The following is a 13,571-nucleotide window of genomic DNA, read 5'->3' on the forward strand; positions in this document are numbered from 1 at the left end:
GATTTATCCTCCTAGGTAAGCTTTCTGAACTTCATCACTTGTTAACAGTTCCTGCCCAGAGCCAGTTAGCGAAATGTTTCCAGTCTCTAATACATAACCACGGTCAGCAATCTGCAAAGCTTGCCGTGCATTTTGCTCGATCAGTAGGATGGTGGTTCCTTGTTTTTGGATATCGACAATGATATTAAAGATCTCTTTGATAAAGATAGGTGCAAGCCCCATCGACGGCTCATCAAGCAAGAGTAACTTAGGCTTGGACATTAATGCCCGACCCATTGCCAACATTTGTTGTTCTCCCCCTGATAAAGTCGCTGCATCTTGTCCAAGTCTTTCCTTTAGAATCGGGAATCGTTGATAAATCTTCTCAAGATCAGCCTGAATACCATCTTTATCCTTTCTCAAAAAGGCTCCCATTTCCAAATTTTCTTTAACGGTTAAACCGCTGAATACATGACGTCCTTCTGGCACTTGGCATAGACCACGTTCAACAATTTTCTTAGGCGATAAGGATAATAAATCCTCGCCCTCATATACTATTGTACCACCTGCTGGCTTAACAAGCCCAGAAATTGTTCTAAGAATAGTTGTTTTTCCAGCCCCATTGGCTCCTATCAGAGAGACAATCTCCCCTTGGTTTACTTCAAAGCTGACATCATGGACGGCACTAATCATTCCGTAATTAACCTTTAGATTATCTACCTTTAACATTAGTCCTCGCCTCCTAAATAAGCTCTGATAACAGCTTCATTTTGTTGAATTTCTTCTGGGGTACCTTGAGCAATCAAGCGACCATACTCTAAGACATAGATTCGTTGACAAATATCCATCACTAGAGACATGTCGTGTTCAATCAGGACAATAGTCAAGTCAAATTGTTGACGAATTTGTTCAATCAGATTAGTTAGGTCTGCTGTCTCATTCGGGTTCATCCCGGCAGCTGGCTCGTCTAAGAAGAGAATCTTAGGCTGAGTAGCCAAAGCACGTACAATTTCCAACCGTCTTTGCTGACCATATGCTAAGTTTTTAGCCTTATCTTCAGCAAAGGGACCTAAATCGAATATCTCAAGTAATTCAAGGGCTTTTTTACGCATCTTTTCTTCAGTCTCATAGTATGCGTTACTTCTAATTAGACTAGAAAACAAGGAGTTCCCCTCTTCGCGGTCCATGGCAACCATAACGTTCTCGATGACCGTCATATTATCAAAGAGGCGAATATTTTGGAAGGTACGAGCAATTCCTAAACCGTTAATAATATCCGGCCGTTTACCTTGAATTTCCTGGAGACCACCGGAACCATCCCCAAGTGATACGGTTCCTTCACTTGGTGTGTAGACACCTGTCAGAAGGTTAAAGAAAGTGGTCTTACCTGCCCCATTGGGCCCAATCAAACCAATAAGCTCGCCTTGTTCTAATTCCATCGATACGTTTGATACGGCAGTGAGCCCGCCAAAGTTCTTTGTTAATTGATCAACTTTAAGAATTGTCATTAGGCCACCTCCTGATCCTTGTTTCGATTAAATAACTTGCTAGCTAATTGTCCTACTCGCACTTCCTTGGTACCTAATAGGCCACCTGGACGGAAGATCATGATTAAGATTAGGGCAACAGCATAGATTACCATCCGCAATTGACCATAATCCTGTAAGAATAAGTTTAACAAACCTAGCACAATTGCTGCGATAAAGCTACCGGTAAAGGAACCAATGCCACCAAATACCACAATAATTAAGACATCAATCGAACGGTTAAATGTATAATCATTCGGTGTGACAATACCTAAATAAGTCGCCTGTAAGGCTCCACCAATTGCTGCCGTAATTGAACCTAGCACAAAAGCCGCTACCTTATATTTGGCGGTATGAACACCCATGGCTTGTGCTGCAATCTCATTTTGATTAACAGCCATCGTTGCGCGTCCTTGACTGGAATAAACATAATTCAAGATAAAGATAGTTGTCACGACCAGGGCGATGAATACATGCCACCAGTCAGTAATAATAGGAATACCTGAAATACCTGCTGGTCCGTTGGTAAGGTCTCTTAAATTATTAATTAAAACACGAATAATCTCACTAACACCTAGCGTCGCAATGGCCAAGTAATCGCCTTTTAAACGGAGGGTAGGAATACCAACCACTAAAGCTACCACCATTGATACCAGAACACCTACGATTAAGCCAACTAATAACCCTTGTTGAGGGTTGGCCATTCTAGTTGTAAAGATAGCTGCTGAATAAGCACCAATAGCGATAAAACCAGCATGTCCCAGCGAGAATTGGCCAGCTACACCGAGGATTAAATTAAGGCCCACAGCGTAAATGATATTGAGCATAATTGTTACTAAGGTAATTTTGTAGAATGGATTAATAATTCCAGCTTCAACCAAACTAAAAATAATCGCAAAAGCAACTAGAATAGAAACTAGCCATGCGATGTTTCTGAAATGAAATCTTTGCATATTTACCCCCTACACTTTCTCGCCCGTTTTTTTGCCGAATAAGCCAGAAGGCAATACTAGCAAAATAACAATTAAGAGGCCATAAACGACTGCGTCCTTGTACATGGATCCTCCCATGAAGGTAACTATTGTTTCAAGGATCCCAATTAAATAGCCCCCAACCATCGCTCCAGGGACACTACCAATACCTCCGACAACAGAAGCAATAAAGGCCTTCATACCAGGCGCTGTCCCCATAGTTGGCGCAATGGAGTTATAGTATATTCCATATAATATACCGGCTACTCCTGCTAGAGAGGAACCTAGAGCAAAAGTAAAGGAAATCACTGTGTCTACATTGATTCCCATTAGCTGAGCTGCCTCTTTATCGGTTGATACGGCCCGCATAGCTGTCCCCATCTTGGTCCGTTGCACAATCATTTGCAAGACAAACATCATGACAATCGTAATTACAAATACCAGAATTTGCTTGGAATTGATAACTATTCCCATCACTTTGAAAACCTGTGTTTTGATTGGCGAAGGAAAAGAACGGACTTCCGGCCCTAAGAAGTAGATCATAATATTCTGTAGAAAATAAGAAACCCCAATCGCTGTAATTAATGCAGCAATGGGTGTCGAGTTACGCAAAGGCTTGTAGGCAATTCGTTCAATAGCCATACCCAAAACGGCACAAGTCAGCATTGTTAAAGGAAGTGCCAGAAAGATATTTAGTTCAAGCACTGTAATAAAGTAGTAACCCAAAAAGGCACCCATCATGAAGACATCCCCATGAGCAAAGTTAATTAAACGAATGGTCCCATAAACCATCGTATAACCCAGTGCAATTAAGGCATAAATACTTCCTAATGCAATACCATTAACAAGTTGCTGGAAAAATAATTGCATATTAAAAGTCCTTTCTTAAAATTTAATAAGATAAAAAGATTATAGTATAAATAAAAGCTTAATGCAATGAGAGAAGATAGTGTCTATTTCGGCATCAAAAACCTCATAATATAATTAATACATGCGATTAGAGAATTTAGAGAACTCTAAAATTAATAGAAGAAACGGCAGGCGCTCCATGCCCACCGTTTCTAAGGACGCTTGTTATTCAGCTGTAACTTCTTGAGTGGATTCAACTTCCCCGTTGTTTAATTTAAGCATTAGGGCAGATTTAATTGGCGTATTATCTTCTCCCATATCAAAGGTACCAGTAATACCTTCGAATCCTTTGGTCTCACTAAGCGCTTGACGAACAGCGTCACGATCTGTTGAACCTGCTCTTTCAACCGCATCAAAGATTAAGTTAGTCGCATCATAGGCTAAGGCTGCAAATGTATCCGCTTCTTCTCCAAATTCTTCCTTATAATCCTTTAAGAATTGTTGGACTTTTGGATCTTCACTTTCTGGTGAGAAGTGAGTAGTGTAATAGATATCAGAAGCATTTTGAGGTTCAGCCAATTCTACTAAGGTCTGAGAGTGGTAGCCGTCTCCTCCAACAATAGGTTGAGTAATTCCCATTTCACGAGCCTGTTTGATCAATAGACCCACTTCGGTGTAGTATCCTGGTACAAATAAGACATCGAAATCTTGTGCCATTAATGATGTTAATACAGCTGAGAAGTCTGTGTCCCCTGAATTATAAGATTCATTGGCAACAATTTCGCCACCTTTAGCCTTAAATTCTTCCTCAAAAGCCTTAGACATTCCTTGTGCATAGTCGGTGCCTTGGTCAACGACAAGAGCAGCTTTTTTCGCACCTAATTCTTCAGCCACGTACTTAGCTCCAGCTTTACCTTGATAACGGTCTTCGAAACAAACGCGGAATAAATATTCCATCAAATTTCCATTATTGTCTTTAGTTAAATCGTCTACCGTTCCAGCAGGTGATACAGCAGGTACTCCAGCCTTATTGATAACAGCTGCTTGTGAAAGCACATCTCCTGATGGTGCTGGCCCTACAATGGCAAATACGCCCTCTTCAACTAATCGAGTTGCTACCGATGATGTTTCTGTTAAGTCTGACTTATTATCATAAGTTACTAATTCAACTTCTTGACCTCCAAGGACACCTCCATCAGCATTTCGTTGTTTTACCGCTAACTCTGTTCCCTTAGACATTGGCGTTCCGTAAGAAGCGGCCGCCCCGGTTAACTCGTAGTTAGCCCCTAATTTAACAGACTCTTCAGCCATCGCTGAACTAGCAGGTCCAGCTAATGATAATAATAAACTTGCTGCGAGTGCTCCTAATTTAACTTTCTTAAAATCCATGATAAATCCTCCTAAAATATTATTAACAAAAGGAAAACGCTAGATTCATCCAAATCTAGCGTCGTTAATAAACGGTATCGGTAATAATTAACCCGCTAGATTATGGTGATCTATGCGGGCAATGCAAATACTTAGCACCTCATAGATACAAACATGACGTCCGTGTTTGTACCTAATTCGTAAGCACAAACACTATCTAATGATAATGCTAATAATAATGGCTTCACTTAAACGAGATGAGCTAAACATTTTAATTCCCTCCAATTTGTAAAACAATCATAACGTGAATTCTAATTTATGTCAATAGTTTTTTAATTAAAAAATCATTTTCCTTAAAGTTTTTTATCCTGTTACATCTTGTCCATTGACTGTTTTTCACATTTTATTTGATTCTAGCTGATTTTCCTCTTGCAAGATAATGATAAAAATGATTAGATTATTAAAAGATAGAAAGGTAAGGTAGCTCAGATGAAACACACTCAAAAACTTGGAATAATCGGTATGGGACACGTAGGAGAATTAGTTTTAGCTTACGCTAGAGATTCTCATTTGTTTGGAGAAATTGTCTGCCTGGATACTAGAGGAGATAAAGCCTACGGAGAGGCCCTGGATCAATTACATGCTAACGGTTTGAATAGTCGGGCTAATATCCAGATTTATGCCGGAAATTATAAAGACTTAGCAGATAGCGATATTATTATTATCACTGCTACTCATTATTATGAAGAAGGGCAAACTCCTGGGGACCGGCAAGCCCTCTTAGCCAATAATGCTGCGATCATTCGCCAGGTGATGTCGGATATCAGTCAAGTAACTAAGGAAGCGATCTTAATATTCATTACTAATCCTGCAGATACAGTAGCTTTTATGGCTACTGATGAATTTGATTATCCTAATCACAAAATTATGGGGACAGGATGTATGTTAGATTCCAGTCGCCTTCGCCAAATTATCGGCCAACATTATAATGTCGACCCTAAATGTGTCTCTGGTTATATGATGGGTGAGCATGGCTATACCGCTGTTCCGATCTTAAGTCGCGTCAGTCTAGCAGGCATCCCCTATCAGGAGCTGGACCAATATTTCCCAGAAATTGAGACTCTATCCCCTGACGAAGTTCAAAAACGAGTGGTAACTGCCGCCTACGACGTGTTTAATAATAAATCAGGTGTCACTAATGCAGCGATCGCCCAAGCTGCTATTGAGCTCTGTCAAGCCATACTCTTAGATGAACAAGCTATTTATAACGTCTCTACTTCCTTCTATGAAGGAGAATTCCAGACTCAGCAAGCTACCGCCTTCGCTGCACCAACCATTATCGGGCGTAACGGTTGGATTAAACGGTTAGAAGTGAGTCTAAATGATTGGGAGACACAAAAATTAAAAGAATCTATAGCTAGTATCGATGCTAACATTCAACTAGCTAAAGACCTATTAGATTCATAAAAAACAAACCCGCTAGTCACTCTAATGACTAGCGGGTTTATCTATTAAAAATTATTCAGCTGATACATTTTCAACAGAGGCAATTTCTCCATTTTGTAATTCAATCATAACAGCTGGCTTAACTGGGTTATGTTCTTCGTCAATAGCAAAGGTTCCCGTTACTCCTTCAAAAGCTTCCGTAGAAGCAATTGCCTCAGTGATGGCCTTTGTATCTGTAGAACCTGCACGCTCAATCGCATCAATAATTAGCATAGCTGCATCATAACCTAGGGCATGCCAAGTTTCTCCAGGCTTACCATATTCTGCCTCGAAAGCTTTCAAGAATTCCTGAACAACTGGCTCTTCACTTTCCGTTGAGAAGTGGTCAGTATAGTAAACATTTGATGCATTTTCAGCTCCAGCTAATTCAACAAGCACTTCACTTGAGAATCCATCTGGTCCAACAATCGGTTGCTCAATTCCCATTTCACGTGCTTGCTTGATGATTAATCCAGCTTCTGTATAGTAGGCTGGAATATAAATAACATCAAAATCTTGAGCTTGGATCGTCGTTAACATAGCTGAGTAGTCGGTATCACCCGTTTGGAATGATTCTTCCGTTACAATGTTGCCACCGCGAGCCTTAAATTCCTCATTGAAATTATCAGCTAGACCGCGTGAATAATCAGAACCTTGGTCCACCAGTACCACTGCATTCTTAGCCTTTAAGTTATCAGCAGCGAAGACGGCACCCGCACGACCTTGGTAAGAGTTCTTGAAGCAGACGCGGAAGATATATTCTAAGGCTGAGCCATCATCTGCTAGTGTCACATCATCACCAGTCGCCGCTGGTAGGACGTTAGGAATATTCGCCTCAGTTAAGATTGGGATTTGTGCTTCAGATGGTCCCGTTAATGCTGGTCCAACCACACCGACTACGCCGTCAGAGACGAGTCTTGAAGCCACAGAAGCTGCTTCCGTTACATCTGACTTATTATCATAGCTGGCAATTTCTAATTGCTTACCATCCAAAACGCCGCCTTTTTCATTTGTTTGCTTAACCGCTAACTCAAGGCCTTCTAGCATCTTCTGTCCATAAGACGCTGCGTCTCCAGATAATTCATAGTTAGCACCAATCTTGACTGTCTCCTCAGCAAAAGCCGCCCCAGCTGGAGCCGTGACCGCGCCTGCTACCAGCAGAGCCAAAGCCCCCTTCATTATCTTCTTAATATCCATTAAAAAATTCCCTCCTAAATTTAAATCTTTTTCTATTATAACAAATAATTATAAAATGGAAAGTATTTTATAATCAAAAAATAAAAATTACTCATAATTAATTAATCATTGACCTAATCACTTTTCCATCAAGATTGTTTGACTGTTAATTCTTATTAGCTTTAAATATTATTTGTCTTTTCTCATTTTTTGTGCTAGTTTTTTAATATCATTATAATTATTATGGAGGTTAACACTATGTTAGATATGTCGAATTACCAAGATAAAATGGTTCATTGGGATGGTCAGCTCAACGAAAAGGGGCGTGACCTACTATTAGAAGAAGGTGGATTCGTCGTCACCCCCACTAAAGTAGGATATATTATCGCCACTTCAGATATGAAAGGATTAGAACGAAAATTCAAAGCCAAGCATCGAGCTAGAAATAAACCGGGTGTCGTCCTGGTCGGATCAATGGAACAACTAAAGGAATTGGCTGTCTTAACACCGGAAATTGAAAAGCTTTATCAAAAGTGCTGGGATAACGATGTCTTACTTGGTTGTATCCTCCCATGGAAGGAAGAAGGCAAAAAATATATTCCTCAAGATGGATCAGAAGAATTGATGACTGACGTCCGAGGAACCTCATGCTTTGTTATTCACTTCGGTGTTCCAGGTGCACAAATTGCTGCAGACTTGTGGGAAAAAGAGCGTCGCTTGATGTTTGCTTCTTCTGCTAACCCATCTGGTAAGGGTAACCGTGGACTGGTAGAAGGAATTGGTGAAGATATTGCTGAAGAAGCCGATTTAATTATCGAGGGCAACGATTACGTAGCTTCTATTCAACCAGAAGAAACAGCAGAGACTCGCTATGAGCAAGGGGTGATGGTTTCCTTTGTTGATCAAGATGGTAACCTAATCGAAGATCAAGCGCCAGATTCAAGAGGTGTTGAACCTTGTCCTGTCTTTATTCGCAAGGGACTCTATACAACAGAAATTATGGAATACTTATCTGAAGGTTGGAACTCTTGGAATTACCGTCACGGATTCTATTATTAATTTGCTTAATAAATATCATAAGCATAGCTTAAAATTATTCTAATATCCCTTGACATATTATGAGATTTTAATTAGAATAGTCAGTATAAACAATGAGAAAAGGAGCTGTCCATGATGCTAATGACTACGATTAATCAAGTTGAAGTGCTTAATGCTTCATTTTCAGCTTCTTTATTATTATTAATCTAGGGCTTAAATTTAATAATTTAAGCCCTATTCAGCATTCACCTTCATCCAATTGGATAGTGAATGCTTTTCTTTTGGCTTTTTCTATCTAAATCAAGGAGGTACATCATGACCAAACACATTCAATTCTTCGATACCACCCTAAGAGATGGTGAACAGACACCAGGGGTTAACTTTAATACCCAAGAGAAAATTCAACTAGCCAAACAGTTAGAAAGTTGGGGGATCGATGTCATTGAAGCCGGATTTCCCATCAGCTCTCAAGGAGACTTCGAAGCCGTTCAAGCTATCGCACGAGAGCTAACCACGACAAGAGTCTGTGGTCTAGCCAGATGTAACCGAGCAGACATTGATCGCTGCCATGAAGCACTAGTTGACGCTAAGCATAAACAGATCCACGTATTTATCGCAACAAGTCCTATCCACCGGGAATATAAACTCAACAAAAGTAAACAAGAAATTCTAGATAGTATTCAAGAACATGTCACTTACGCCAAATCACTGTTTGACCATGTCCAATTCTCTGCTGAAGATGCCACCCGAACTGAACCAGACTTCTTAGCAGAAGCTTGTGAGTTGGCCATTCAATGTGGAGCAACGATTATCAACATTCCAGATACTGTCGGTTACACCAACCCCAGCGAATACGGTCAGCTCTTCAACTATTTACAAGAAAATGTGCCTTCATTCGACCAAGCCATCTTCTCCTGTCACTGCCACGATGACTTAGGCCTTGCAGTCGCTAATTCACTAGCAGCTATTGAAAATGGTGCCCTCCGTGTAGAAGGGACCGTTAATGGAATTGGTGAGCGAGCGGGTAATGCAGCCCTAGAGGAAGTAGCTGTCGGATTATATATTCGTCGTGACCACTATCAAGCAAGCACATCGATTAACCTTGGAGAAACTAAGCGAACCAGTGACATGGTTGCCCGTCTATCAGGAATGGCTGTTCCTCGTAACAAGGCAGTCATAGGGGCCAATGCTTACGCTCATGAATCAGGCATCCACCAAGATGGTGTCTTAAAGAATCCAGAAACTTACGAAATTATTACGCCTCAATTGGTTGGCGTCAAAGAAAATGCTTTGCCTCTAGGTAAACTCTCAGGCCGTCACGCCTTTATCAGTCACTTAGAAGAATTAGGCTACGATACATCTGACAAGGAAGCCCTATCGATCGCTTTCAATAACTTTAAAGACTTAGCAGATAAGAAAAAGACGATCACCGAAACAGACTTGCACGCTATTATGACGGGTCAAAATATGGAAGCAACTAGCCATTATGATCTTATTAAGATGCAAGTTCAATCCATTGATGAAAACACGCACGTGGCAACAGTTGCTATCGTTGATCACACCGGATCACAGCCACAAATCAAACAAGATACCGCTATTGGACAAGGAAGTGTGGAAGCTATCTTTACCACTATTGAACAATTACTAGGTCAAGAAGAAGTAACATTATTAGAATACCGTCTAGACGCTGTTACTGATGGCATTGATGCCCAAGCGCAAGTCCATGTACTTGTTGAAATGCCGAACAGACAAGAGGTCTACGCGGCAGGTATTGACTATGACGTTCTTAAAGCCTCAGCCAAGGCCTATTTACAAGCATTAGAAAGAGGGAGTCAACATGTCAAAGATTAAAAAAATCGTCCTCTTAGCAGGGGATGGAATCGGCCCCGAAATTGCCCAAGCCGGTCGCCTAGTATTGGAAGCTGCATTGTACCTATTTCCCCACCAGTACGATTATCAATTAGTTGAAGCTGATTTTGGCGGGGTAGCTATTGACCACTTCGGCACCCCCTACCCTCAAGAAACTCAAGCTATTTGCCAAAGTGCTGATGCCATTCTATTAGGAGCCATTGGCGGACCCCAATATGTGGATGCCAAGGAAACGCCCGAAGAGGGCCTCTTAGCTTTAAGAAAACAACTCAAGCTTTATGCCAACTTAAGGCCCACGCAAATTAATCCTGCCTTGCTTGATCTGTCTCCTTTGAAAGCTGAGCGTGTTCAAGGAGCAGACTTTGTGATTGTTAGGGAACTCATCGGCGGTCTTTACTTTGGTAAGCCTAAATACTATAACAATGAAGAAGCCTTTGATACCTTGTATTATTCCCGCGAAAGCATTCAAGCTATTGTTAACTATGCCTTTGAATTAGCGATGACTCGCCGCAAACACTTAACTTCAATTGATAAGGCAAACGTACTTGCTTCAAGTAAATTATGGCGACAAATTGTTGAAGAAACCAAGGAACGTTACCCAGAAGTAACAGTTACCCATATGTACGTTGATGCTGCTGCTATGAAGATGATAACCCAACCAACAGCCTTCGACGTCATTGTGACCGAAAATTTATTTGGCGATATTCTAAGTGATGAAGCCTCCGTGATAACTGGCTCACTGGGCTTACTTCCGAGTGCTTCACTATCATTGGATGGTCCCTCACTTTATGAGCCGATCCATGGATCAGCTCCTGATATCGCTGGCTTGGATGTTGCCAACCCAATGTCCATGATACTTTCAATCACCCTAATGCTACGGTTAAGCTTTGCAGAAGAAGGCTTGGCCCGAGCTATTCAACAAGCTTGTCAAAAGGTGATGGTCAAAGGGGTTCTAACGCAAGATCTAGGAGGTAGCGCAACAAGCTCCGCCTTTACCCAAGCAGTGATTCAACAGATGCAAACTCAAGTCCAATAGAAGGAGGAAGATTGATTGGCTAAGACACTATTTGACAAAATCTGGGAACCCCATGTCCTAGCTGGAGAAACGGGAGATAACCAACTCTTATATATAGACCTACATATGATCCACGAGGTTACTTCTCCTCAAGGCTTCGAAAGTTTGCGCGAACAAAGTCGTCCCTTACGCGCCCCAGAAAAAACGCTCGCTACCATTGACCATAACAATCCTACCAAAGATATTTGGAACATCAAGGATGCTATTGCTAAACAACAAATTGAGACCTTAGAGGCCAATTGTCGCGATTTTGGTGTAGAGTTAATGGCTTATGGTAGCCTAGGACAGGGAATTGTTCATATGGTAGGACCGGAACAAGGAGCTACCCAGCCCGGTAAAACCGTAGTTTGTGGTGACTCACACACCGCCACCCACGGAGCTTTTGGCGCGATCGCTTTTGGAATTGGTTCCTCGGAAGTTGAACATGTTTTCGCCACCCAGTCCTTGTGGCAAAAGAAACCCAAAACCTTAGGAATTAAGGTTACTGGTCAGTTGCCAGCTGGTGTTTATTCTAAAGATATTATGCTCCATTTATTCCATCTATATGGCACAGACTTTGGAACAGGATATGCGATTGAATTCTTTGGCGATACGATTGAAGCTCTCTCAATGGAAGCCCGCATGACTATGTGCAACTTGGGAATCGAATTCGGCTCCAAGTATACCTTGATCGCCCCCGATCAGAAGACCTTCGATTATCTAGAAGGCAGACCTAAAGCGCCCGCAAACTTCGATCAAGCGGTCAACTACTGGAAAACCTTATACACCGATCCCGATGCTAAATATGACAAGGAGATCCACTTAGATGTCTCTAACTTGGCGCCATATGTTACCTGGGGTACGACACCGGCTATGGGACTGCCGTATGGAGAGGCCTTCCCAGAAGCCCGAGACCACAATGATGAACGAGCTTATGAATACATGGATTTAAAAGCCGGGATGACAGCCCAGGATATCCCCGTTACAAACATCTTTTTGGGATCGTGTACGAATGCCCGTATTGAAGACTTAATCGAAGGAGCCAAATACTTGAAAGGCCGTAAAGTCGCCGAGGGAGTCTATGCGGTTGTAGCACCAGGCAGCCGGGCTGTTAAGATACAAGCAGAAGAACTAGGACTAGCACAAGCTTATATTGACGCTGGTTTTGACTGGCGGGAACCTGGATGTTCCGCCTGTATCTCAATGAACGGTGACCAGGTCCCAGCAGGAGTTCATTGTGCTTCAACCACTAACCGTAACTTTGAAGGGCGTCAAGGACCTGGTTCCAGGACCCATCTCTGTAGTCCCGCCATGGCTGTCCTAGCAGCTGTAAAAGGACATTTTTATGATACTCGACTAGATGACTTGGAGGTGAAATAAATGAAGGCCTTTAGAATTGAAACTGGAACAACGGCTAGCATGATGGAAGATAATATTAACACGGACCAAATTCTGCCAAGCCGCTTTCTAAGCCGTATTGAAAAGACAGGCTTTGGCCAATTCCTCTTTGCCAATTGGCGCTATATTCAAGAGCCCGGTCCTCATTATCTTGAAGAAAACCCAAACTTTGTCCTGAATCAACCCCAAAGACGTCAAGCCAAATTCTTGATAACAGGCGACAACTTTGCAGGTGGTTCTTCTAGAGAACATGCTGTCTGGGCCCTGGATGACTGGGGAATTCGAGCCGTTATTGCTGGAAGCTTTAGTGATATCTTCTATAATAATAGCTTCAAAAACGGTTTGTTGGCTTTAACTCTCCCTCTCGAAGATCGGATGGAACTCTCTGAACTAACCGGAGATACGGAAATTACCATTAATTTGGAAGAAGAGTTTATCCATACCCCTCACAAAGACTATTCCTTTCAAATTGATCCTCAAGTTCGACACAAACTCTTAAATGGTATCGATGATATCATGGAAACCATGGCTTATGAGAAAGCCATCCAAGCCTATGAAGAGAAATGGAACAACTTTTATCAAACAAAATCCGATAGTAATACTTTCACTAAGGAAGAAATTTGGACTCCGATACCAGACTCACTCATTGGCTATAAGCCCTAATCTAAACATAAGTTAAGAGAGGCTGTCAGATAAGTTACAATAATTATAATAAAAGCTTCGAAAAGCAAACAATCACTCAGCTGTAGTGGATCGCCTTCAGAGCCACGGCTCTTCCGGCTTAATTGGCTATTCTCTCCCTAAGCGCTAAAGCGCATAAGGGAGAGATATGGGCCAATTATCCTAAGACTACTGCTG

Annotated in this window: 11 protein-coding genes and 1 pseudogene; 6 read left to right on the forward strand and 6 right to left on the reverse strand. The window is 41.7% G+C overall.

Features of this window, described 5'->3' with window-relative positions; translation table 11 throughout:
• Positions 1–3: 3 nt before the first annotated feature.
• The 5 genes from T408_RS0103890 to T408_RS0103910 form a co-directional block, all read right to left on the reverse strand.
• Positions 4–708: an ABC transporter ATP-binding protein gene (locus T408_RS0103890; RefSeq protein WP_028118784.1), complete on the reverse strand. Its 705-nt coding sequence runs from the start codon at positions 706–708 to the stop codon at positions 4–6.
• Positions 708–1,487 (reverse strand): ABC transporter ATP-binding protein, encoded by a 780-nt coding sequence (locus T408_RS0103895; protein ID WP_028118785.1) that lies wholly within the window; start codon positions 1,485–1,487, stop codon positions 708–710. Before T408_RS0103895 ends, T408_RS0103890 begins: the two co-directional genes overlap by 1 nt.
• Positions 1,487–2,458: a branched-chain amino acid ABC transporter permease gene (locus T408_RS0103900; protein WP_028118786.1), complete on the reverse strand. Its 972-nt coding sequence runs from the start codon at positions 2,456–2,458 to the stop codon at positions 1,487–1,489. Before T408_RS0103900 ends, T408_RS0103895 begins: the two co-directional genes overlap by 1 nt.
• Positions 2,459–2,467: 9 nt before the next feature.
• Positions 2,468–3,346: a branched-chain amino acid ABC transporter permease gene (locus T408_RS0103905; protein ID WP_028118787.1), complete on the reverse strand. Its 879-nt coding sequence runs from the start codon at positions 3,344–3,346 to the stop codon at positions 2,468–2,470.
• A gap of 204 nt (positions 3,347–3,550) precedes the next feature.
• Complete coding sequence (locus T408_RS0103910; protein WP_028118788.1) at positions 3,551–4,714, reverse strand: ABC transporter substrate-binding protein; 1,164 nt, start codon at positions 4,712–4,714, stop codon at positions 3,551–3,553.
• 468 nt (positions 4,715–5,182) lie between these two features.
• On the opposite strand from T408_RS0103910, the gene T408_RS0103915 reads away from it, so the two are divergent.
• On the forward strand, positions 5,183–6,160 hold the full coding sequence (locus T408_RS0103915; protein ID WP_028118789.1) for a lactate/malate family dehydrogenase: 978 nt from the start codon (positions 5,183–5,185) through the stop codon (positions 6,158–6,160).
• Positions 6,161–6,211: 51 nt separating this feature from the next.
• On the opposite strand, the gene T408_RS0103920 is transcribed toward T408_RS0103915, so the two are convergent.
• A complete protein-coding gene (locus tag T408_RS0103920; protein WP_028118790.1) occupies positions 6,212–7,375 on the reverse strand; it encodes an ABC transporter substrate-binding protein in 1,164 nt (387 codons plus the stop codon).
• Between the two features lie 246 nt (positions 7,376–7,621).
• Between T408_RS0103920 and T408_RS0103925 the strand changes: the two genes are divergently transcribed.
• The 5 genes and pseudogenes from T408_RS0103925 to leuD form a co-directional block, all read left to right on the forward strand.
• Positions 7,622–8,413 carry an L-threonylcarbamoyladenylate synthase gene (locus T408_RS0103925; RefSeq protein WP_028118791.1) on the forward strand — a complete coding sequence of 264 codons (792 nt, stop codon included), beginning with the start codon at positions 7,622–7,624 and terminating at the stop codon, positions 8,411–8,413.
• A gap of 294 nt (positions 8,414–8,707) precedes the next feature.
• Complete coding sequence (locus T408_RS0103930; protein WP_035420051.1) at positions 8,708–10,243, forward strand: 2-isopropylmalate synthase; 1,536 nt, start codon at positions 8,708–8,710, stop codon at positions 10,241–10,243.
• Complete coding sequence (leuB, locus tag T408_RS0103935) at positions 10,230–11,297, forward strand: 3-isopropylmalate dehydrogenase (RefSeq protein ID WP_035420054.1); 1,068 nt, start codon at positions 10,230–10,232, stop codon at positions 11,295–11,297. Before T408_RS0103930 ends, leuB begins: the two co-directional genes overlap by 14 nt.
• A gap of 15 nt (positions 11,298–11,312) precedes the next feature.
• Positions 11,313–12,695, forward strand: coding sequence for a 3-isopropylmalate dehydratase large subunit (gene leuC / locus T408_RS0103940; RefSeq protein ID WP_028118794.1), 1,383 nt, complete (start codon positions 11,313–11,315; stop codon positions 12,693–12,695).
• Positions 12,696–13,292, forward strand: a pseudogene (gene leuD, locus T408_RS10815) (3-isopropylmalate dehydratase small subunit); the annotation flags it as partial.
• Between the last annotated feature and the right edge of the window lie 279 nt (positions 13,293–13,571).

The sequence above is a fragment of the Hutsoniella sourekii ATCC 700629 genome, from assembly GCF_000518205.1.
Taxonomy (GTDB): domain Bacteria; phylum Bacillota; class Bacilli; order Lactobacillales; family Aerococcaceae; genus Hutsoniella; species Hutsoniella sourekii.

Coding starts and splice junctions, on each gene's coding strand:
- T408_RS0103890 (WP_028118784.1), bottom strand. CDS start 708: ATGTTAAAGGTAGATAATCTAAAGGTTAATTACGGAATGATTAGTGCC.
- T408_RS0103895 (WP_028118785.1), bottom strand. CDS start 1,487: ATGACAATTCTTAAAGTTGATCAATTAACAAAGAACTTTGGCGGGCTC.
- T408_RS0103900 (WP_028118786.1), bottom strand. CDS start 2,458: ATGCAAAGATTTCATTTCAGAAACATCGCATGGCTAGTTTCTATTCTA.
- T408_RS0103905 (WP_028118787.1), bottom strand. CDS start 3,346: ATGCAATTATTTTTCCAGCAACTTGTTAATGGTATTGCATTAGGAAGT.
- T408_RS0103910 (WP_028118788.1), bottom strand. CDS start 4,714: ATGGATTTTAAGAAAGTTAAATTAGGAGCACTCGCAGCAAGTTTATTA.
- T408_RS0103915 (WP_028118789.1), top strand. CDS start 5,183: ATGAAACACACTCAAAAACTTGGAATAATCGGTATGGGACACGTAGGA.
- T408_RS0103920 (WP_028118790.1), bottom strand. CDS start 7,375: ATGGATATTAAGAAGATAATGAAGGGGGCTTTGGCTCTGCTGGTAGCA.
- T408_RS0103925 (WP_028118791.1), top strand. CDS start 7,622: ATGTCGAATTACCAAGATAAAATGGTTCATTGGGATGGTCAGCTCAAC.
- T408_RS0103930 (WP_035420051.1), top strand. CDS start 8,708: ATGACCAAACACATTCAATTCTTCGATACCACCCTAAGAGATGGTGAA.
- leuB (WP_035420054.1), top strand. CDS start 10,230: ATGTCAAAGATTAAAAAAATCGTCCTCTTAGCAGGGGATGGAATCGGC.